General features: G+C 56.5%; 18 protein-coding genes and 1 tRNA gene. 16 read left to right on the top strand and 3 right to left on the bottom strand.

Annotated features, from left to right (window positions below; translation table 11 throughout):
- Nucleotides 1-5 precede the first annotated feature (5 nt).
- Nucleotides 6-1058 carry a small ribosomal subunit biogenesis GTPase RsgA gene (gene rsgA / locus FOY96_RS19750; RefSeq protein ID WP_023334242.1) on the bottom strand — a complete coding sequence of 351 codons (1053 nt, stop codon included), beginning with the start codon at nt 1056-1058 and terminating at the stop codon, nt 6-8.
- Nucleotides 1059-1165: 107 nt separating this feature from the next.
- Between rsgA and orn the strand changes: the two genes are divergently transcribed.
- Both orn and FOY96_RS19740 read left to right on the top strand, forming a co-directional pair.
- Nucleotides 1166-1711, top strand: a complete 546-nt coding sequence (gene orn / locus FOY96_RS19745; protein WP_143347629.1) for an oligoribonuclease — start codon at nt 1166-1168, stop codon at nt 1709-1711.
- 196 nt (nt 1712-1907) lie between these two features.
- Nucleotides 1908-1983, top strand: a tRNA-Gly gene (locus tag FOY96_RS19740).
- A 270-nt stretch (nt 1984-2253) separates the two neighbouring features.
- Here FOY96_RS19740 and queG read toward each other — a convergent pair.
- The gene (gene queG / locus FOY96_RS19735) at nt 2254-3393 is read right to left on the bottom strand and encodes a tRNA epoxyqueuosine(34) reductase QueG (RefSeq protein WP_143347628.1); all 1140 of its coding nucleotides are present in this window, start codon (nt 3391-3393) and stop codon (nt 2254-2256) included.
- Here queG and nnr point away from each other — a divergent pair.
- The 14 genes from nnr (at nt 3392) to rlmB (ending at nt 19172) form a co-directional block, all read left to right on the top strand.
- Complete coding sequence (gene nnr / locus FOY96_RS19730) at nt 3392-4915, top strand: bifunctional ADP-dependent NAD(P)H-hydrate dehydratase/NAD(P)H-hydrate epimerase (RefSeq protein ID WP_143347627.1); 1524 nt, start codon at nt 3392-3394, stop codon at nt 4913-4915. The genes queG and nnr overlap by 2 nt on opposite strands.
- Nucleotides 4908-5369, top strand: coding sequence for a tRNA (adenosine(37)-N6)-threonylcarbamoyltransferase complex ATPase subunit type 1 TsaE (gene tsaE, locus FOY96_RS19725; protein ID WP_013095283.1), 462 nt, complete (start codon nt 4908-4910; stop codon nt 5367-5369). The genes nnr and tsaE overlap by 8 nt, the downstream gene beginning before the upstream one ends.
- Nucleotides 5370-5385: 16 nt before the next feature.
- Nucleotides 5386-6726 (top strand): N-acetylmuramoyl-L-alanine amidase AmiB, encoded by a 1341-nt coding sequence (gene amiB, locus FOY96_RS19720; RefSeq protein WP_143347626.1) that lies wholly within the window; start codon nt 5386-5388, stop codon nt 6724-6726.
- A gap of 9 nt (nt 6727-6735) precedes the next feature.
- Nucleotides 6736-8580 (top strand): DNA mismatch repair endonuclease MutL, encoded by a 1845-nt coding sequence (gene mutL, locus FOY96_RS19715; RefSeq protein WP_094935124.1) that lies wholly within the window; start codon nt 6736-6738, stop codon nt 8578-8580.
- A complete protein-coding gene (gene miaA / locus FOY96_RS19710; RefSeq protein ID WP_023310135.1) occupies nt 8573-9523 on the top strand; it encodes a tRNA (adenosine(37)-N6)-dimethylallyltransferase MiaA in 951 nt (316 codons plus the stop codon). Before mutL ends, miaA begins: the two co-directional genes overlap by 8 nt.
- Nucleotides 9524-9608: 85 nt before the next feature.
- Nucleotides 9609-9920 carry an RNA chaperone Hfq gene (gene hfq, locus FOY96_RS19705; RefSeq protein ID WP_023334248.1) on the top strand — a complete coding sequence of 104 codons (312 nt, stop codon included), beginning with the start codon at nt 9609-9611 and terminating at the stop codon, nt 9918-9920.
- A gap of 74 nt (nt 9921-9994) precedes the next feature.
- Complete coding sequence (hflX, locus tag FOY96_RS19700) at nt 9995-11275, top strand: ribosome rescue GTPase HflX (RefSeq protein WP_023310136.1); 1281 nt, start codon at nt 9995-9997, stop codon at nt 11273-11275.
- Between the two features lie 56 nt (nt 11276-11331).
- Nucleotides 11332-12591, top strand: coding sequence for an FtsH protease activity modulator HflK (gene hflK, locus FOY96_RS19695; protein WP_094935126.1), 1260 nt, complete (start codon nt 11332-11334; stop codon nt 12589-12591).
- Nucleotides 12592-12593: 2 nt separating this feature from the next.
- Complete coding sequence (gene hflC / locus FOY96_RS19690; RefSeq protein WP_023334250.1) at nt 12594-13598, top strand: protease modulator HflC; 1005 nt, start codon at nt 12594-12596, stop codon at nt 13596-13598.
- Between the two features lie 71 nt (nt 13599-13669).
- Nucleotides 13670-13867 (top strand): DUF2065 domain-containing protein, encoded by a 198-nt coding sequence (locus FOY96_RS19685; RefSeq protein ID WP_003855996.1) that lies wholly within the window; start codon nt 13670-13672, stop codon nt 13865-13867.
- A 104-nt stretch (nt 13868-13971) separates the two neighbouring features.
- Entirely contained in the window at nt 13972-15270 is a 1299-nt protein-coding gene (locus FOY96_RS19680) for an adenylosuccinate synthase (RefSeq protein ID WP_024907332.1), read from the top strand.
- Between the two features lie 192 nt (nt 15271-15462).
- A complete protein-coding gene (gene nsrR, locus FOY96_RS19675) occupies nt 15463-15888 on the top strand; it encodes a nitric oxide-sensing transcriptional repressor NsrR (protein ID WP_023334253.1) in 426 nt (141 codons plus the stop codon).
- A 38-nt stretch (nt 15889-15926) separates the two neighbouring features.
- Nucleotides 15927-18371, top strand: a complete 2445-nt coding sequence (gene rnr, locus FOY96_RS19670; protein ID WP_087823502.1) for a ribonuclease R — start codon at nt 15927-15929, stop codon at nt 18369-18371.
- A 66-nt stretch (nt 18372-18437) separates the two neighbouring features.
- A complete protein-coding gene (gene rlmB / locus FOY96_RS19665) occupies nt 18438-19172 on the top strand; it encodes a 23S rRNA (guanosine(2251)-2'-O)-methyltransferase RlmB (protein WP_010427468.1) in 735 nt (244 codons plus the stop codon).
- Between the two features lie 90 nt (nt 19173-19262).
- On the opposite strand, the gene FOY96_RS19660 is transcribed toward rlmB, so the two are convergent.
- The gene (locus tag FOY96_RS19660; protein WP_143347625.1) at nt 19263-20537 is read right to left on the bottom strand and encodes an MFS transporter; all 1275 of its coding nucleotides are present in this window, start codon (nt 20535-20537) and stop codon (nt 19263-19265) included.
- Nucleotides 20538-20548 lie beyond the last annotated feature (11 nt).

Raw genomic sequence — 20548 nt, 5'->3', positions numbered from 1 at the left:
AGTTGTCAGTTATCAGAATCAGAAAAGTTTTTACGCGTTTTTACGTCTTCCATGCTCTCAAGAATGCGGTGGTAATTCTCGAAGCGGGTTTCCGCGATCTCGCCTTTCTCAACCGCTTCACGGATAGCGCAGCCTGGGTCGTTATCGTGCTTACAGTCGCGGTATTTACAGGCGCCTAAATAATCATGGAATTCGACAAATCCGTTAAAGATTTGTTCCGGCTCAAGGTGCCACAAACCGAACTCACGCACCCCCGGGGAGTCGATCACGTCGCCGCCGTGCGGGAAATGATACAGACGCGAGGCGGTGGTGGTGTGCTGGCCCAGGCCAGAGACGTTGGACACATCGTTGGTCAGGATCTCTTGCTGGAGGCCGAGCAGGTTGTTCAGCAGGCTCGATTTACCCACGCCGGACTGGCCCGCAAAGATGCTGATGCGGTCGGTCAGCGCCTCTTCCAGCGGTTTAAGGCCATCTTTGGTGTGGCTGGAGACCATCAGCACGCGGTAACCAATCTTGCGGTAGATATCCATCTGCTCATTCACGAAGGCCATGCCGTCGTCATCCAGCAGATCGATTTTGTTCAACACGATAATCGGTTCAACCTGCAGCGTTTCGCAGGCGACGAGGTATCGGTCGATAATGTTGAGCGAAAGTTCGGGCAAAATCGCCGATACGATAACAATCTGGTTAATGTTGGCGGCAATGGGTTTGACCCCGTCGTAGAAATCGGGACGGGTTAACACGGACGTGCGCTCATGAACCGCTTCAACGATACCTTTTACCGTAACGCCTTCCGCCGCCTCTTTACCCGGTCGCCAGACCACGCGATCGCCGGTAACCAGTGAACGGATGGTGCGACGGATATTGCAACGGTGGATATCCCCGTCGGCGGATTCGACATCGGCATGCATACCGAAACGGCTGATAACTACGCCTTCTGTCGCTTCACCAAACAGGTTGTCGTCATAATCCGGCTTCTCCGAAGTGGTTTTAAGACGGCGCTGGTGGTTGGCGTTTACGCGGCGCTGCTGCCCTTTGGAGAGTTTATTTTTACTCAATCGCGCTGGCTCCTGGTCGCCCGTAAGGGGCAAAACCTCTATGATACACTCTAATTAATACTAGTTAACCTGCTACTGCCGGTTATGCGAGAAGGGTGGAAAATAACATGAGCGCGGATGAAAACAACCTGATTTGGATCGATCTCGAAATGACCGGGCTGGATCCCGAGCGCGATCGCATCATTGAAATTGCAACGCTGGTGACGGACGCTAACCTGAATATCCTGGCTGAAGGGCCAACGATTGCGGTGCATCAGTCCGACGAGCAGCTGGCTTTGATGGATGAATGGAACGTGCGCACCCACACCGGCAGTGGCCTGGTAGAGCGCGTGAAGGCGAGCACGTTCGGCGATCGCGAGGCGGAGCTGGCGACGCTTGAGTTCCTGAAACAGTGGGTTCCGGCAGGCAAATCGCCTATCTGTGGGAATAGCATCGGCCAGGATCGCCGTTTCCTGTTTAAGTACATGCCGGAGCTGGAGTCATATTTCCACTACCGCTATCTGGATGTCAGCACCCTGAAAGAGCTGGCGCGTCGCTGGAAGCCTGAAATCCTCGACGGCTTTAAAAAGCAGGGGACTCACCAGGCGATGGACGATATCCGTGAGTCCGTGGCGGAGCTTTCCTACTACCGCGAAAACTTTATTAAGCTGTGATTTTGCGATCCGGCGCCTTGCGTGGCCGGGTTTTTGTCGTTAAATTGTTCAGCTTGCCGATTAATTAAGCATTTGAACTTAATTTCGAAAAAATCGCTTTAAGGGGGGTTGCAGCTAAAAGGATTTCTCGTATAATGCGCCTCCCGTAACGACAGAGAATTACACGTTACGACAGCAACAAAAGCAGTGCAGATTTGCGGGAATAGCTCAGTTGGTAGAGCACGACCTTGCCAAGGTCGGGGTCGCGAGTTCGAGTCTCGTTTCCCGCTCCAAATTCTTCTTCATCTCTAAAATATCCACAGCGAAAAGAGTCGTTGGGGACGTTTTCTATTGTCTCTGAAATACTCTTGTGAACAGAGTTATCCACAGAAACTACGCTTAACCGTAACAGGGTTAAAACTTAGCAGGGTGAATAATATCCTTGTAACGCGTTGTATTTAGTAAATAAATTTTCATTTCAAAATGTTATTGAGATCACTTGACCTCTTCTCCAGCCCAGATGGCGCTTGAGTTTGTAATTTTATTCACAGGCTGTGAATAGTTCAGGCATCCCGCGTAAGCCCTTTTTCAATCACCCGCACCAGACGCTGTTTCTTCGGTAGCTGCACCTCGATCGTGCAGGCATTACGCTTCTCTATTTGCTGCGCAATCGCCCATTCTATGTGTTCATCAAGAAGTGGGTGCTCACCTTTACGCTTTTCAAGCGCCCGAATATTCGCTTCATCCCACGGGGCATTACCCAGCGCGACGGCAACATTACGCAGCCAGCGCAGATGACCGATACGGCGAATGGCCGAACCTTCCGTCACTTTCAGGAACCAGGCTTCGGTCCAGGCGAATAACTCAACCAGCTGCGGCGCATGCAGCGCCTTACGCGGGCTGAAATCCTCTTCGTCCGTGAGCTGCGAATAGCGGTTCCACGGGCAGATCAGCTGGCAGTCGTCGCAGCCGTAGATGCGGTTGCCGATAAGCGGTCGAAATTCCTCTGGAATGGCCCCTTCCAGTTCGATAGTGAGGTAGGAGATGCAGCGGCGCGCATCAACGGTGTAAGGCTCGACGATGGCACCCGTCGGGCAGATGGTCATGCAGGCCACGCAGCGTCCGCAGCCTTCTTCTACCGGGCCGTCTACCGGCAGCGGTAAATCAATCAGCAGTTCACCCAGGAAGAAGAACGATCCGGCATCGCGGCTAAGGATAAGTGAGTGCTTACCTGTCCAGCCAAGCCCGGCTTTTTCGGCGATCGGGCGCTCAAGAATAGGCGCAGAATCGACAAAGGGTCTAAAATTCAGCGAAACACAGTGCTGCTGAATAGTTTCCCCGAGTTTTTTTAAACGGTTACGCAAGAGCTTATGGTAATCACGTCCCAGGGCGTACCGGCTGACGTAACCCAGAGAGGGATTTTTTAGCGTGCGCGCAAAGGCCGCGTTGGCGGGCAGATAATTCATGCGCACGCTGATGACGCGTAACGTGCCCGGCAAAAGCTCGTGAGGGCGGGCGCGCATCATGCCATGACGCGCCATCCACTCCATTTCGCCGTGGTATTGTTTGTCCAGCCAGGCCTGCAGTTTTGGCTCGCTGGCGGAAAGGTCGGTATCGGTAATGCCCACCTTCTGGAAGCCAAGCTCAGCACCCCACTGTTTTATTTTTTGCGCTAATTCATTGAGATCGAGGGGCTGTGACATGACGGACCATACGGTGAAGAAAAACCCCGCAAGTATACCACATTCCATCTGGCATGCGGATGACCTCCGGCGCGCCGAAAAAGAGGCCGCAGACAGCCTCGGGATTACCCTTTATGAACTGATGCTGCGCGCGGGTGAGGCGGCGTTTAACGTTGCCCGCAGCGCGTACCCTCATGCCGCCCACTGGCTGATTCTGTGCGGTCACGGCAATAACGGCGGCGACGGCTACGTTGTCGCCCGTTTGGCGGTTGCGGCAGGTATCCGCGTGACGTTGCTGGCCCTGGAGAGCGATAAACCGCTGCCGGAAGAGGCCAGCGCGGCCCGGGAGGCGTGGCTTAACGCAGGCGGTGTGATTCATGCGCCTGATATCGTCTGGCCGGAAGAGGTGGATCTGATTGTTGATGGTCTGCTGGGTACCGGGCTACGCAGTGCGCCTCGCGAGAACATTGCCGCCCTTATTGAACACGCTAACGGACATTCCGCGCCGGTCGTTGCCCTGGATATTCCCTCAGGCCTGATCGCACAAACCGGCGCGACGCCGGGAGCGGTGATTCAGGCTGCACATACGGTAACCTTCATCGCCCTCAAGCCGGGGCTACTGACCGGTAAAGCACGAGACGTTGTTGGCGTGCTGCACCACCATGCGCTGGGGCTGGAGAGCTGGCTGTCCGGGCAGGAAACGCACCTCGCGCGTTTTGATGCTTCGCAGCTTGCGGCGTGGCTCCCGCCGCGCCGGCAGACGTCCCATAAGGGCGATCACGGCAGGCTGGTGATTATTGGCGGCGATCATGGTACGGCAGGTGCAATTCGCATGACCGGCGAAGCGGCCCTGCGCTGCGGTGCCGGATTAGTGCGAGTACTCACTCGCATTGAGAATATTGCGCCGATCGTTACGGCCCGACCGGAGCTGATGGTCCATGAGCTTACGCCTCAGTCGCTTGAAGAAAGCCTGGAATGGGCGGACGTGGTGGCGATCGGCCCCGGGCTCGGGCAGCAGGCATGGGGTAAACAGGCCCTGCAAAAGGTCGAGAATTTTCGTAAACCGATGCTGTGGGATGCCGACGCGCTTAACCTTCTGGCAATAAACCCCGATAAGCGTCACAATCGCATTCTGACGCCACACCCCGGCGAAGCCGCGCGCCTGCTTAACTGCAGCGTGGCAGAAATTGAAAGCGATCGCTTACTTTCTGCTCAGCGTCTGGTAAAACGTTACGGAGGTGTTGCTGTTTTGAAAGGGGCTGGAACCGTTGTCGCCAGTGACGAGACGCAGGGCATTATTGATGCCGGAAATGCGGGCATGGCAAGCGGCGGCATGGGCGATGTGCTTTCCGGCATCATTGGCGCATTGCTTGGACAGAAACTTCCCCTTTATGATGCAGCCTGCGCGGGCTGCGTAGCCCACGGTGTCGCGGCAGATAAACTGGCCGCGCGTTACGGTACACGCGGCATGCTGGCCACCGATCTTTTTTGCACGCTGCGGCGTGTTGTTAACCCGGATGTGATTGACGTAGAAAATGACTAATCGAGCGATTCCTTTACCTGATGAACAAGCCACTTTAGAACTCGGCAAGCGCGTGGCGCAGGCCTGTCAGGGGGCAACCGTCATTTATCTGTATGGTGATTTAGGTGCGGGTAAAACCACCTTCAGCCGGGGTTTTTTGCAGGCGTTAGGGCATAACGGGAATGTGAAAAGCCCAACCTACACGCTGGTAGAACCGTACACCCTTGAAAATCTCATGGTGTATCACTTCGATTTATACCGCCTTGCGGATCCTGAGGAGCTGGAATTTATGGGGATCCGTGATTATTTTGCCAACGACGCCATTTGCCTGGTGGAGTGGCCGCAACAAGGTGCGGGTGTGCTGCCTGACCCGGATGTCGAAATTCACTTAGATTACCAGGCACAAGGGCGTGAGGCGCGCATCAGTGCTGTTTCCTCATCAGGCAGTTCCTTACTGGCGCGACTGGCCGGTTAAGCGTAGGGATGACGGGATGATAAATCGCGTTAAAGGTTGGTTGTTGGCTGCCACCGTGCTGCTGTGCGCGCAGGCCGGGGCGGCAAACCTCTCAGATATTCAGGTATCAAACGGCGAAAGCCAGGCCCGGATCACGTTCAGTTTTATGGGCGACCCTGAATATGCGTTCTCACAGCCAGACAGCCACAGCGTGGCGCTGGATATCAAACAAACAGGCGTGATCCAGGGGCTACCGCTGCGGTTCAGCGGTAACAATCTGGTGAAAAGTATCCGTTCGGGAACGCCGCAGGATAGCCAGTCGTTACGCCTGGTGGTTGATCTGACCGAAAAGGGCAAAACGAAGGCGGTGAAGCAGCAAAACGGGGCGAACTATACGGTGGTGTTTACCATCAATGCCGACGCGCCGCCACCGCCTCCACCGCCGCCGGTCGTAGCGAAGCGCGTGGAAGAACCGGTGTATACGCGGCGTCCTTCTGAACCTGCGCGTAATCCGTTTAAATCGCAGAACGATCGCATTACTGCGGCAACCAGCAGCAATACGGTGACGCGTCCGGCGGCCAGCGCGCGACGCGCGACGGTCAGCGGTGACAAAGTGATTATCGCCATTGATGCGGGCCACGGCGGGGAAGACCCGGGGGCGATTGGCCCTGGCGGCACGCGAGAAAAAAACGTGACTATCGCGATCGCGCGGAAACTGCGTTCGCTGCTCAATGACGACCCGATGTTTAAAGGCGTGTTGACCCGCGACGGGGATTACTTTATCTCCGTAATGGGACGCTCGGACGTGGCGCGTAAGCAAAACGCGAACTTCCTGGTCTCTATTCATGCGGACGCCGCACCGAATCGTAGCGCGACCGGCGCCTCGGTTTGGGTGCTGTCGAACCGTCGCGCTAACAGCGAAATGGCCAACTGGCTGGAAGAACATGAGAAACAGTCTGAACTGTTAGGCGGCGCGGGCGACGTGCTGGCGAACAGCCAGTCCGATCCGTACCTCAGCCAGGCGGTGCTGGATTTACAGTTCGGTCATTCGCAGCGCGTCGGGTATGATGTCGCCACTAACGTATTGAACCAGCTGCAAAGCGTTGGCGTGCTGCATAAGCGCCGTCCGGAACATGCCAGCCTCGGCGTTCTGCGCTCCCCGGATATTCCGTCCATCCTTGTAGAGACGGGCTTTATCAGTAACAACGGTGAAGAGCGTCTGTTGGGAAGCGACAGTTACCAGCAGCAAATTGCCGAAGCGATTTATAACGGTTTACGTAAATATTTTGAGGCGCATCCTCTGCAGTCTGCGCCGCAGAGCGGCTCAGCACAGACGGCCAGCGCAGCGCTGCCGGGTGAGATGACCGCGACCAACTAAGGAGCATTCATGCCGATTCAGGTTCTACCGCCGCAGCTCGCGAACCAAATCGCCGCCGGTGAGGTGGTGGAACGCCCTGCGTCGGTGGTGAAGGAGCTGGTGGAAAACAGCCTCGATGCGGGCGCAACCCGCATCGATATTGATATCGAACGCGGTGGCGCGAAGCTTATCCGCATTCGCGACAACGGCTGTGGCATTAAAAAAGAGGAGCTGGCGCTGGCGCTGGCTCGTCACGCCACCAGTAAAATCGCCTCTCTGGACGATCTGGAAGCGATTATTAGCCTCGGTTTTCGCGGCGAAGCGCTGGCCAGTATTAGCTCCGTTTCGCGCTTAACGCTGACCTCCCGTACCGCTGAACAGCAGGAAGCCTGGCAGGCTTACGCCGAAGGGCGCGATATGGATGTGACGGTCAAACCCGCGGCGCACCCTGTCGGCACGACGCTGGAAGTCCTGGATCTGTTCTACAACACCCCCGCCCGACGCAAGTTTATGCGTACCGAGAAGACCGAGTTCGGCCATATCGACGAGATCATTCGCCGTATTGCGCTCGCCCGATTCGATGTCGCCATCAACCTCAGCCATAACGGTAAGGTGATGCGCCAGTACCGCGCGGTGGCGGAAGGTGGACAGAAAGAGCGTCGCCTGGGCGCTATCTGCGGGACGCCGTTTCTGGAACAGGCTCTGGCCATTGAGTGGCAGCACGGCGATCTGGCTTTACGCGGCTGGGTTGCCGATCCAAACGCGAGCAGTGCTGCGTTCTCTGAAATTCAGTATTGCTACGTGAACGGGCGCATGATGCGCGATCGTCTCATCAATCACGCGATTCGCCAGGCCTGCGAAGACAAACTCGGGGCCGATCAGCAGCCAGCTTTCGTCCTTTATCTGGAAATCGACCCCCATCAGGTGGATGTAAACGTTCATCCTGCCAAGCATGAGGTGCGTTTCCACCAGTCGCGTCTGGTTCACGACTTCATTTATCAGGGCGTGGCCGCCGTGTTGCAGCAGCAGGCAGCGCCAACGCTGCCGCTGGAGAACGACGCCCCTGCGCCGCGTCCGCTGCCTGAAAACCGTGTAGCGGCAGGGCGCAACCATTTTGCTGAGCCTGCCGTCGCGCGTGAACCGGAAGCTCCGCGTTTCTCCCCGACCGGGAGCGCACCGCGTCCAACGGGCGCGAACTACCCGAATGCCCAGCCGGGCTATCAGAAGCAGCAGGGAGCGTTGTACCGCAAGCTGCTGGAAACGCCCGCCGTGGAGCGTAAAGAGCACATTCCGCCCGCTCAGCCTTCTCTGGACGGCCATAGCCAGAGTTTTGGCCGGGTGCTGACGATTATCGCGCCGGATATGGCGCTGCTTGAGCGTGACGGCAAACTGATGCTTCTGGCCCTGCCGGTCGCCGAACGCTGGCTCAAGCAGGTGCAGCTTACGCCAGGCGAAAATGCAGCCTGCGCGCAGCCGTTATTAATTCCGGTTCGCCTGAAAATATCCCCTGATGAAACGAGGGTATTGCAGCGCGCAGAGCCGCAGCTGGCGCAAATGGGTATTGAAACTGTGCTCGAACCACAACATGTGACAATTCGTGCAGTGCCTTTACCCTTACGCCAACAAAATTTACAAAACTTGATTCCTGAACTGATAGGCTACCTGGCGCAGCAAACGTCGTTTGATGCCGCCAACACCGCGCAGTGGATCGCCCGCCATCTGGCAAGCGAACACGCGCCGTGGAGTATGGCGCAGGCCATTAGCGTGCTGGCGGAGGTAGAACGCCTCTGTCCGCATCTGGTGAAAACGCCGCCGGGTGGGTTATTACAACCTGTTGATTTACAAACGGCGATGAACGCCCTGAAACATGATTGACGCAAGTAAGGCGAGCCTGCCTAAGGCAATTTTTTTAATGGGCCCAACGGCCTCCGGCAAAACGGCGCTAGCCATTGAGTTGCGTAAAGTTTTGCCTGTAGAGTTGATTAGCGTCGACTCCGCCCTCATCTACCGGGGGATGGACATCGGCACGGCGAAGCCTGACGCAGAAGAGTTGCGTGCGGCGCCGCACCGTTTGCTCGATATTCTCGACCCGGCTCAGGCCTATTCCGCAGCGGATTTCCGCCGGGATGCCTTAGCCGAGATGGCCGAGATAACGGCGGCGGGACGTATACCGCTGTTGGTTGGCGGAACCATGCTCTATTTCAAGGCGTTGCTGGAAGGGTTGTCACCTCTGCCATCCGCGGATCCGGAAATAAGAGCGAAAATTGAGCAGCAGGCGGCAGAGCAAGGTTGGGACGTTTTGCATCAGCAACTGGCGGAGATTGACCCGGTTGCTGCAGCACGGATCCATCCAAATGATCCGCAAAGGCTTTCCCGGGCACTGGAAGTTTTTTTCATTTCGGGTAAAACTTTAACGGAACTGACGCAAACGTCAGGAGACGCTCTGCCGTATCAGGTGCATCAGTTCGCCATCGCCCCGGCGAGCCGTGAACTGCTCCATCAGCGAATTGAGCAGCGTTTTCATCAGATGTTAGCTTCAGATTTTGAAGCAGAAGTGCGGGCGCTATTTGCCCGTGGAGATTTGCATACGGACATGCCTTCCATTCGTTGTGTGGGATACCGCCAGATGTGGTCGTATCTTGAAGGTGAGATTTCATACGATGAAATGGTTTATAGAGGTGTTTGCGCCACGAGACAGCTAGCGAAGCGCCAGATCACCTGGTTGCGCGGTTGGGAGGGGGTTCACTGGTTAGACAGTGAAAAACCGCAACAGGCGTTAAACGAAGTGATTGAGGTTGTTGGTGATATCGCTCACTGAATGTGTACAATTGAGACGTATCGTGCGCAATTTTTCAGAATCGCAAGGTTCTAAGTACAAAACAAGCATATAAGGAAAAGATAGAATGGCTAAGGGGCAATCTTTACAAGATCCGTTCCTGAACGCATTGCGTCGGGAACGTGTTCCAGTTTCTATTTATTTGGTGAATGGTATTAAGCTGCAAGGTCAGATTGAGTCTTTCGATCAGTTTGTGATTCTGTTGAAAAACACGGTCAGTCAGATGGTCTACAAGCACGCTATTTCTACTGTTGTTCCGTCCCGTCCGGTATCTCATCACAGCAATAACGCTGGCGGCGGCACTGGTAGTAACTACCATCATGGCAGCAGCGCGCAGGGTTCTTCAACGCCGGCGCAGGACAGCGACGAGACCGAATAAGGTTTCGCACTGTTATCCACACGGGGAGCCAGGGATCCTGCGTTCCCCGCTGATCTTTTTAGAGAGGTTTACGCTTGTTTGACCGTTATGATGCCGGTGAGCAGGCGGTGCTGGTACACATCTATTTTTCGCAAGACAAAGATATGGAAGACCTCCAGGAGTTTGAATCTCTGGTCTCTTCCGCCGGTGTCGAAGCAATGCAGGTGATTACCGGTAGCCGTAAAGCGCCGCACCCAAAGTATTTTGTTGGTGAAGGTAAAGCAGTCGAAATTGCGGATGCCGTAAAAGCAACCGGCGCGTCAGTCGTGTTGTTTGATCATGCGCTGTCTCCAGCCCAGGAGCGCAACCTGGAAGCCCTTTGCGAATGCCGTGTTATCGATCGCACGGGTTTGATTTTAGATATTTTTGCTCAGCGTGCACGTACCCACGAAGGGAAACTGCAGGTTGAGCTGGCGCAGCTGCGCCATCTGGCAACGCGTCTGGTGCGTGGCTGGACACACCTTGAAAGACAAAAAGGCGGGATTGGTTTGCGCGGCCCGGGTGAAACCCAGCTCGAAACCGACCGTCGTTTGCTGCGTGGCCGAATTACCCAGATCCTTTCACGTCTGGAACGTGTAGAGAAACAGCGCGAACAGGGGCGTCGGGCGCGAACCAAAGCCGACATCCCAACGGTGTCGCTGGTGGGCTATACCAACGCCGGTAAATCCACCCTGTTTAACCAGATAACCGAGGCCCAGGTGTATGCCGCAGACCAGCTGTTTGCGACCCTGGACCCTACGCTGCGCCGTATTGACGTTGCAGACGTCGGTGAAACGGTGCTGGCGGATACCGTAGGGTTTATCCGCCACCTGCCGCATGACCTGGTGGCGGCGTTTAAAGCCACCCTGCAGGAGACGCGACAGGCGACTCTGCTGCTGCACGTGATTGATGCGGCAGACGTGCGCGTGCAGGAGAACATCGACGCGGTCAACGTGGTGCTCGAAGAGATCGACGCCCACGAGATCCCAACGCTGTTGGTCATGAACAAGATCGATATGCTGGACGATTTCGAACCGCGTATCGACAGAGATGAAGAAAACAAACCGATTCGGGTCTGGCTTTCTGCCCAGACCGGTATTGGTGTGCCACTGCTTTTCCAGGCTTTGACAGAACGTCTTTCCGGTGAGGTAGCTCAGCACACGCTGCGACTGCCGCCACAGGAAGGCAGGCTGCGCAGCCGGTTTTATCAGCTTCAGGCGATAGAAAAAGAGTGGATGGAGGATGACGGCAGCGTGGGGATGCAGGTGCGTATGCCGATCGTTGACTGGCGTCGCCTCTGTAAACAAGAACCTGCCCTGGTCGACTATATCGTCTGATCAGAAAGGGGATGCCTGAATAATTCGCCCTTGCATAACAAATATGGAGCATATACATGGCGTGGAATCAGCCCGGTAATAACGGACAAGACCGCGACCCGTGGGGAAGCAGCAAACCTGGCGGCAACTCTGAGGGAAATGGCAACAAAGGTGGTCGCGAGCAGGGGCCGCCGGATCTGGATGATATCTTCCGCAAACTGAGCAAGAAGCTTGGTGGCCTTGGCGGAGGAAAAGGTTCTGGCTCGGGTGGCAATTCCACTCAGAGCTCGCGCCCGCCAATGGGTGGCCGCGTAGTGGGCATCGTGGCCGCTGCGGTAGTCATCATCTGGGCAGCCAGCGGGTTCTACACCATTAAAGAAGCAGAACGCGGCGTAGTCACCCGTTTCGGTAAGTTCAGCCATCTGGTTGAGCCGGGTCTGAACTGGAAGCCGACCTTCATTGACGATGTGACCGCGGTAAACGTGGAATCTGTCCGTGAACTGGCCGCCTCTGGCGTGATGCTGACCTCTGACGAAAACGTGGTGCGCGTTGAGATGAACGTGCAGTACCGCGTGACCGATCCTGAGCGTTATCTGTTTAGCGTGACCAGCGCCGATGACAGCCTGCGTCAGGCGACCGACAGCGCCCTGCGTGGCGTGATCGGTAAATACACCATGGACCGTATTCTGACCGAAGGTCGTACCGTTATTCGTAGCGATACCCAGCGCGAGCTGGAAGAGACCATTCGTCCGTACAACATGGGTATTACCCTGCTGGACGTTAACTTCCAGGCTGCACGTCCGCCGGAAGAGGTGAAAGCCGCATTTGACGATGCGATTGCTGCCCGTGAAAACGAACAGCAGTACATCCGTGAAGCAGAAGCGTACACCAACGAAGTTCAGCCACGCGCTAACGGTCAGGCGCAGCGTATTCTGGAAGAAGCGCGCGCGTATAAGACGCAGACCATCCTGGAAGCTCAGGGTGAAGTGGCCCGCTTCGCGAAGATCCTGCCGGAATATAAAGCTGCACCGGAAATTACCCGTGAGCGTCTCTATATCGAGACCATGGAAAAAGTGCTGAGCCACACCCGCAAAGTGTTGGTTAACGACAATAAAGGCGGGAACCTGATGGTTCTGCCGCTGGATCAGATGCTGAAAGGCAGTTCTGCGCCAGCAGCGAAAGGCGACACCAGCGGCGCGAACAACCTGCTGCGTCTGCCGCCAGCCTCATCAGGCAGCGCCAGCACGAACACAACGCCTTCTTCGAACGATGGTGACATTATGGACCAACGCCGTGCTAACGCGCAGCGTAACGACTACCAGCGTCAGGGGGAATAAGGATGCGTAAGTCAGTTATTGCGATCATCGTCATCGTACTGGTCGCGCTTTATACCTCGATCTTTGTGGTGAAAGAAGGCGAGCGTGGGATTAAGTTCCAGTTCAGCAGCGTCGTGCGTGACGGCGACAAACGCCCGGTGATTTACGAGCCGGGTCTGCACTTCAAGGTGCCGTTTATTCAGTCCGTGAAAACGCTTGATGCGCGTATCCAGACCATGGATAACCAGGCCGACCGTTTCGTGACCAAAGAGAAGAAAGACCTGATCGTTGATTCCTATATCAAATGGCGCATCAGCGATTTCAGCCGTTACTTCCTGGCAACGGGCGGCGGTGACGTTTCTCAGGCAGAAGTGCTGCTGAAACGTAAGTTCTCTGACCGCCTGCGTTCCGAGATTGGTCGTCTGGATGTGAAAGACATCGTGACCGACTCCCGTGGTCGTCTGACCCTGGAAGTTCGCGATGCGCTGAACTCCGGTACAGCGGGCACTGAAGACGAAGTTTCAACGCCGGCAGCAGATGATGCGATTGCCAAAGCGGCTGAACGCGTTCAGGCGGAGACCAACGGTAAAGTGCCGGTGATCAACCCGAACAGTATGGCTGCGCTGGGTATCGAAGTCGTTGACGTGCGTATTAAGCAGATCAACCTGCCAGTAGAAGTGTCCGAGGCGATTTACAACCGTATGCGCGCCGAGCGTGAAGCGGTAGCCCGTCGTCACCGTTCACAGGGCCAGGAAGAGGCTGAGAAGCTGCGTGCTGCAGCGGACTACGAAGTCACCAAGACGCTGGCGGAATCTGAGCGCCAGGGCCGTATCCTGCGCGGTGAAGGCGATGCCGAAGCGGCGAAGCTGTTCGCGGATGCCTTCAGCCAGGATCCTGACTTCTACGCCTTTATCCGTAGCCTGCGCGCTTACGAGAATAGCTTCCAGAGCAACCAGGATGTGATGGTGCTCAGCCCGGACAGCGATTTCTTCCGTTATATGAAGACGCCGACTAACGCAACGCGATAAACTCAGGCCCGTTTGAGTATTCAAACCACCGCTCCCAACGGAGCGGTGGTTTTCTTTTATAAGGAATAAAAATGAATTCAACGATCTGGCTCGCACTGGCTTTGGTCCTTGTGCTGGAAGGTCTTGGACCGATGCTTTATCCGCGTGCCTGGCGCCGAATGATCGCCACGATGAGTCAGCTGCCGGATAATATTTTGCGTCGTTTTGGCGGCGGTCTTGTGGTTGCGGGCATCGTGATCTACTACATGTTGAGGAAAACGATTGGCTGATCAAAAAGTAGGCGCAATCGGCGTATTTTGAGGTCAAAAAGTGCTGTATATCTGAAAAAGCGATGGTAGAATCCATTTTTAAGCAAACGGTGATTTTGAAAAAAATGGGTAACAACGTCGTCGTACTGGGCACCCAATGGGGTGACGAAGGTAAAGGGAAGATTGTTGATCTTCTGACTGAACGGGCTAAATATGTTGTACGCTACCAGGGCGGTCACAACGCAGGCCATACTCTCGTAATCAACGGTGAAAAAACCGTCCTCCATCTTATTCCATCAGGCATTCTTCGTGATAACGTCACCAGCATCATCGGTAACGGCGTTGTGCTGTCTCCTGCTGCGCTGATGAAAGAGATGAAAGGTCTGGAAGACCGTGGTATCCCTGTTCGTGAGCGTCTGCTGCTCTCCGAAGCCTGCCCGCTGATCCTGGATTATCACGTGGCGCTGGACGTAGCGCGTGAGAAAGCGCGCGGCGCGAAAGCGATCGGCACCACCGGTCGTGGTATCGGTCCGGCTTACGAAGATAAAGTTGCACGTCGCGGTCTGCGCGTGGGCGACCTCTTCGACAAAGCAACCTTCGCTGAAAAACTGAAAGAAGTGATGGAATATCACAACTTCCAGCTGGTGAACTTCTACAAAGCTGACGCTGTTGACTACCAGAAAGTGCTGGATGACGTCATGGCGATCGCTGACATTCTGACCGGTATGGTTGTTGACGTATCCGATCTGCTGGACCAGGCGCGCAAGCGTGGCGATTTCGTCATGTTCGAAGGTGCGCAGGGTACGCTGCTGGACATCGACCACGGTACCTATCCGTACGTAACGTCCTCTAACACCACTGCAGGTGGCGTGGCGACCGGCTCTGGCCTGGGTCCACGTTATGTGGATTACGTACTGGGCATCATCAAAGCGTACTCCACTCGCGTGGGTGCGGGTCCATTCCCGACCGAGCTGTTTGATGAAACCGGCGAGTTCCTGTGCAAGCAGGGTAACGAGTTTGGCGCGACCACCGGTCGTCGTCGTCGTACCGGCTGGCTGGATGCGGTTGCAGTGCGTCGTGCGGTGCAGATCAACTCCCTGTCTGGCTTCTGCCTGACCAAGCTGGACGTACTGGACGGCCTGAAAGAAGTGAAAATCTGCGTAGGCTACCGTATGCCAGATGGCCGCGAAGTGACCACCACTCCGCTGGCTGCTGACGACTGGGAAGGCATTGAGCCAATCTACGAAACCATGCCGGGCTGGTCTGAGACCACTTTCGGTGTGAAAGAGCGTAGCGGCCTGCCGCAGGCGGCGCTGGATTACATCAAGCGTATTGAAGAACTGACCGAAGTGCCGATCGATATTATTTCTACCGGCCCGGATCGTACTGAAACGATGATCCTGCGCGACCCGTTCGACGCATAATCTTCGTGACTGCTGGCCTGCGGGGAGACCCGTAGGCCGGATAAGCGTAGCGCCATCCGGCGACCGCTCCTGGATCTCCGCTTTTTCGCCCCGTCTGTCAAATAAATTAGCCGCTAACTATCTGGCTGGTTTATCATCATTAATGAATATCTCTGCGGTTTGACCGCGTTTTCCCTTTTTCCTGAGGTTGATGTGCAGTTAACAAGTTTCACCGATTACGGCTTACGTGCGCTGATTTACATGGCGTCGTTACCCGAGGGGAAGATGACCAGTATCTCTGAAGTGACAGAGGTCTACGGCGTATCCCGTAATCATATGGTCAAAATAATCAATCAACTTAGTCGTGCCGGATACGTTGCTGCCGTCCGCGGGAAGAATGGTGGGATCCGTCTCGGTAAACCGGCACAGAGTATTCGTGTGGGCGATGTGGTACGTGAACTGGAGCCGCTGTCTCTGGTGAACTGCAGCAGCGAGTTCTGCCACATCACGCCCGCTTGCCGCCTGAAAAAGGCGCTTTCAAAGGCCGTGCAAAGTTTTCTCATGGAACTGGATAACTACACGCTGGCCGATTTGGTTGAAGAGAATCAACCGCTTTATAAATTATTGCTGGTGGAATGAAGAAAATTTCCACCGGAGCTGACAACGGAGGAACCGACATGTCACATGATCCTTTCCAGGAACGCGAAGCCGAAAAATACGCGAATCCTATTCCCAGCCGCGAGTTCATCATTGAACACTTAACAAAACGCGAAAAACCCGCCAATCGTGAAGAACTTGCCGTTGAATTAAACATTGAAGGTGAAGAGCAAATTGAAGCCCTTCGCCGCCGCCTGCGCGCGATGGAGCGTGACGGGCAGCTGGTCTTTACCCGCCGCCAGTGCTACGCGCTGCCAGAACGCCTCGATCTGCTGAAAGGGACCGTCATTGGTCACCGCGATGGCTTCGGCTTCCTGCGCGTGGAAGGCCGTAAGGACGATCTGTACCTCTCATCTGAACAGATGAAAATGTGCATCCACGGCGACCAGATCCTGGCGCAGCCGCTGGGCGCTGACCGTAAAGGCCGCCGCGAAGCGCGCGTGGTACGCGTTCTGGTGCCAAAAACCAGCCAGATCGTCGGCCGCTACTTTACCGACGCGGGCGTGGGCTTCGTGGTGCCGGACGACAGCCGTCTGAGCTTCGACATTCTGATCCCACCTGAAGAGGTGATGGGCGCCCGCATGGGCTTTGTGGTGGTGGTGGAACTCACCCAGCGCCCAACCCGTCGCACCAAAGCGGTAGGTAAAATCGTCGAAGTACTGGGCGATAACATGGGCACCACGATGGCCGTTGATATGGCATTGCGTACCCATGAAATTCCGTACATCTGGCCGAAAGCGGTTGAAGATCAGATCGAAAGCCTGCGCGAAGAAGTGCCGGAAGAGTCCAAAGTGGGCCGCGTGGATCTGCGCTCCCTGCCGCTGGTCACTATCGACGGCGAAGACGCCCGCGACTTTGATGACGCCGTCTACTGCGAGAAAAAACGCGGTGGTGGCTGGCGCCTGTGGGTCGCTATCGCTGACGTAAGCTATTACGTCCGTCCGCACACCCCGCTGGATAACGAAGCCCGCAGCCGCGGTACCTCGGTCTACTTCCCGTCCCAGGTCGTGCCGATGCTGCCGGAAGTGCTGTCTAACGGCCTGTGCTCCCTGAACCCGCAGGTTGACCGCCTCTGTATGGTTTGCGAGATGACCATCTCCACCAAAGGGCGCTTAACCGGCTACAAGTTCTACGAAGCGGTGATGAGCTCGCACGCGCGTCTGACCTATACCAAGGTCTGGCATATGCTGCAGGGCGACCAGGATCTGCGCGAACAGTACGCGCCGCTGGTCAAACATATCGAAGAGCTGCATAACCTCTACAAAACGCTGGATCAGGCGCGCGAAGAGCGCGGCGGGATCTCGTTTGAGAGTGAAGAGGCGAAATTCATTTTCAACGCCGAACGCCGCATTGAGCGTATCGAGCAGACCCAGCGTAACGACGCGCACAAGCTGATCGAAGAGTGTATGATCCTGGCGAATATCTCGGCGGCACGTTTCGTCGAGAAAGCCAAAGAGCCAGCGCTGTTCCGTATTCACGATAAGCCGACCACGGAAGCCATTACGTCGTTCCGCTCCGTGCTGGCTGAACTGGGTCTGGAACTGCCCGGAGGCAACAAGCCAGAGCCGCGCGATTACGCCGAGCTGCTGGAATCCATTAGCGATCGTCCGGATGCAGAAATGCTGCAGACGATGCTGCTGCGCTCTATGAAGCAGGCGATTTACGATCCGGAAAACCGCGGCCACTTCGGCCTGGCGCTGCAGTCTTACGCCCACTTTACGTCGCCGATCCGTCGTTATCCTGACCTCTCTCTGCACCGTGCGATCAAGTATCTGCTGGCGCAGGAGCAGGGCCATAAAGGGAACACCACCGAAACCGGTGGCTACCATTATTCGATGGAAGAGATGCTGCAGCTGGGTCAGCACTGCTCCATGGCCGAACGTCGTGCCGATGAAGCAACACGTGACGTGGCGGACTGGCTGAAGTGTGACTTTATGCTCGATCAGGTCGGTAACGTCTTTAAAGGCGTGATTGCCAGCGTGACCGGCTTTGGTTTCTTCGTTCGTCTGGACGAGCTGTTCATCGACGGTCTGGTGCACGTCTCCAGCCTGGATAACGACTACTACCGCTTCGACCAGGTCGGCCAGCGCCTGATTGGCGAGTCTGGCGGCCAGACCTATCGTCTGGGCGACCGTGTGGAAGTGAAGGTCGAAGCCGTGAATATGGACGACCGTAAGATCGACTTCAGCCTGATCTCCAGCGAGCGCGCGCCGCGTAACGTCGGTAAAACCGAGCGTGAAAGGGCGAAAAAAACCGGTAACGGTAAACCGGGCGGCGGTAAACGTCGTCAGGCGGGCAAGAAGGTAAACTTCGAGCCGGACAGCGCGTTCCGCGGCGAGAAGAAACAGAAGCCGAAGGCGGCGAAGAAAGAAGCTCGTTCAGCGAAAAAACCTTCCGCGAAAACGCAGAAAATCGCTGCCGCCACCAAAGCGAAGCGCGCGGCCAAGAAAAAGCAGGCGGAGTAAATTCTCCCCTCAACCTGACCCTCTCCCCAGCGGGGGGAGGGGAAATACTTATTACGAGAACCATCAATGAGTGAAATGATTTACGGCATCCACGCGGTGCAGGCCCTTCTCGAGCGCGCACCGGAGCGTTTTCAGGAAGTGTTTATTCTGAAAGGGCGTGAAGATAAGCGTCTGATGCCGCTGATCCACGCCCTGGAAGCGCAGGGCGTGGTGATCCAGCTGGCGAATCGCCAGTTCCTGGATGAGAAAAGCGAAGGCGCGGTCCACCAGGGGATCATTGCCCGCGTGAAGCCGGGTCGTCAGTATCAGGAAAACGATCTGCCGGATCTGATTGCCGAGCTGGATAACCCGTTCTTCCTGATCCTCGACGGCGTTACCGATCCGCACAACCTCGGCGCGTGCCTGCGCAGCGCCGATGCTGCGGGCGTGCATGCGGTGATCGTGCCGAAAGATCGCTCCGCGCAGCTGAACGCGACGGCGAAGAAGGTGGCCTGCGGCGCGGCGGAAAACGTTCCGCTGATCCGCGTGACTAACCTGGCGCGCACTATGCGTCTGCTGCAGGAAGAGAATATCTGGATCGTCGGTACCGCCGGTGAAGCGGATCATACTCTGTACCAGAGCAAAATGACCGGCCGTCTGGCGCTGGTGATGGGTGCGGAAGGCGAAGGCATGCGTCGTCTCACCCGCGAGCACTGCGACGAGCTGATCAGCATCCCGATGGCGGGCAGCGTGTCGTCCCTGAACGTTTCCGTTGCGACGGGCATCTGCCTGTTTGAAGCGGTGCGTCAGCGCGGAGAATAAACAGCAAGGCCGTCCACAGGACGGCCTTTTGTGTTTTCTCCCTCTCCCCGTTGGAGAGGGGCGGGGTGAGGGCACCTGACGGTGACAACCTCACTCCTCCAGTGACCGCAAATGGTCGTCCTTCCTCAGCGTCATCAGCGCGAAAATACTCACTACCGCCGTCGCCATCACGTAATACGCCGGAATATCCAGGTTGCCCGTCTGCTTAATCAGCCCGGTAATAATTAACCCTGCGCATCCCGAGAAAATCGCGTTCGACAACGAGTAGGCCAGCCCCAGCCCCGTATAGCGCACGCGCGTCGGGAACATCTCAGACAGCATCGCCGGGCCCGGACCCGCCAGCATGCCCACCAGACCGCCCGCAATCAGTACCACAACAGCCTTCACCGCCAGCGTGCTCGACTCCTCCTGCAGGATTTTCAGCAGCGGAAGGGCGAGGATCAGCAGCAGCGCGGTGGCGATAATCATCACCGTGCGGCGTCCGATCCGGTCACTCAGGATCCCCGACGGAATGATGGTCAGCGCAAAACCAATATTCGAAATCACCGCTATCAACAGCGCCTGGTTGAACCCGGTGTGCAGCGCCGACTGAAGATAGGTCGGCATAATCACCAGGTAGGTATACCCCGCCGCAGACCAGACCATGACGCGCCCAATTCCCATCACGATGGCCCGGAGCGTGGCGGCAGTATCCGCCTGAGCGACAGCCGGTTTATCCTGCTGCTGCACAAAGCTGGGCGTCTCCTCCATGCTGACGCGAAGCCACAGCGCAACGACGCCCATGGGCAGCGCCAGGAAGAACGGAATGCGCCAGCCCCAGTCGTGCAATGCCTCTGGCGTGAGAAGGGTGGAGAGCAGCGCCACGATGCCTGCGCCCGCCAGCAGCCCCAGCGCCACGGTAAAGGACTGCCACGCGCCATAGAGCCCACGCTTGCCGCGCGGGGCGAACTCCGTCATCAGCGAGACCGCGCCGCCGTACTCGCCGCCCGCGAACAGCCCCTGCAGGATGCGCAGCAGCGTAATAATCAGCGGCGCGGCAATCCCGATGCTGGCGTAGACCGGCACAACGCCGATGGCGGCGGTAGCGAGCGTCATCAGCACCAGCACGATGATGAGCGTCGGCTTACGGCCAATCCGGTCGCCGATGCGGCCAAACACCACCGCACCCAGCGGGCGGAAGAAGAAGGCGATGGCAAACGAGGCGTAGGTGAGGATCAGGCTGGTCAGCCCCGCCTCTCCTTCAAGCTGGAAGAAGTTTTTCGCAATGACGGTCGCCAGAAAACCGTAGACCGCAAACTCATACCACTCGATAAAGTTACCAATGGAGCCTGCAATTAATGCTCGCTTGTGCGCGTCCGGTTGCATAACGATCCTCA

It is taken from the genome of Enterobacter asburiae (assembly GCF_007035645.1).
In the GTDB taxonomy this organism is placed as follows: domain Bacteria; phylum Pseudomonadota; class Gammaproteobacteria; order Enterobacterales; family Enterobacteriaceae; genus Enterobacter; species Enterobacter asburiae_B.
Note: the sequence above shows the minus strand (reverse complement) of the source record. Positions and strands in the feature narration are given on the sequence as shown.

What these genes read in the sequence shown, in the direction of transcription:
- orn (WP_143347629.1), top strand. Translation starts at nt 1,166, where the DNA reads ATGAGCGCGGATGAAAACAACCTGATTTGGATCGATCTCGAAATGACC.
- nnr (WP_143347627.1), top strand. Translation starts at nt 3,392, where the DNA reads ATGACGGACCATACGGTGAAGAAAAACCCCGCAAGTATACCACATTCC.
- queG (WP_143347628.1), bottom strand. Translation starts at nt 3,393, where the DNA reads ATGTCACAGCCCCTCGATCTCAATGAATTAGCGCAAAAAATAAAACAG.
- tsaE (WP_013095283.1), top strand. Translation starts at nt 4,908, where the DNA reads ATGACTAATCGAGCGATTCCTTTACCTGATGAACAAGCCACTTTAGAA.
- amiB (WP_143347626.1), top strand. Translation starts at nt 5,386, where the DNA reads ATGATAAATCGCGTTAAAGGTTGGTTGTTGGCTGCCACCGTGCTGCTG.
- mutL (WP_094935124.1), top strand. Translation starts at nt 6,736, where the DNA reads ATGCCGATTCAGGTTCTACCGCCGCAGCTCGCGAACCAAATCGCCGCC.
- miaA (WP_023310135.1), top strand. Translation starts at nt 8,573, where the DNA reads ATGATTGACGCAAGTAAGGCGAGCCTGCCTAAGGCAATTTTTTTAATG.
- hfq (WP_023334248.1), top strand. Translation starts at nt 9,609, where the DNA reads ATGGCTAAGGGGCAATCTTTACAAGATCCGTTCCTGAACGCATTGCGT.
- hflK (WP_094935126.1), top strand. Translation starts at nt 11,332, where the DNA reads ATGGCGTGGAATCAGCCCGGTAATAACGGACAAGACCGCGACCCGTGG.
- hflC (WP_023334250.1), top strand. Translation starts at nt 12,594, where the DNA reads ATGCGTAAGTCAGTTATTGCGATCATCGTCATCGTACTGGTCGCGCTT.
- FOY96_RS19685 (WP_003855996.1), top strand. Translation starts at nt 13,670, where the DNA reads ATGAATTCAACGATCTGGCTCGCACTGGCTTTGGTCCTTGTGCTGGAA.
- FOY96_RS19680 (WP_024907332.1), top strand. Translation starts at nt 13,972, where the DNA reads ATGGGTAACAACGTCGTCGTACTGGGCACCCAATGGGGTGACGAAGGT.
- rnr (WP_087823502.1), top strand. Translation starts at nt 15,927, where the DNA reads ATGTCACATGATCCTTTCCAGGAACGCGAAGCCGAAAAATACGCGAAT.
- rlmB (WP_010427468.1), top strand. Translation starts at nt 18,438, where the DNA reads ATGAGTGAAATGATTTACGGCATCCACGCGGTGCAGGCCCTTCTCGAG.
- FOY96_RS19660 (WP_143347625.1), bottom strand. Translation starts at nt 20,537, where the DNA reads ATGCAACCGGACGCGCACAAGCGAGCATTAATTGCAGGCTCCATTGGT.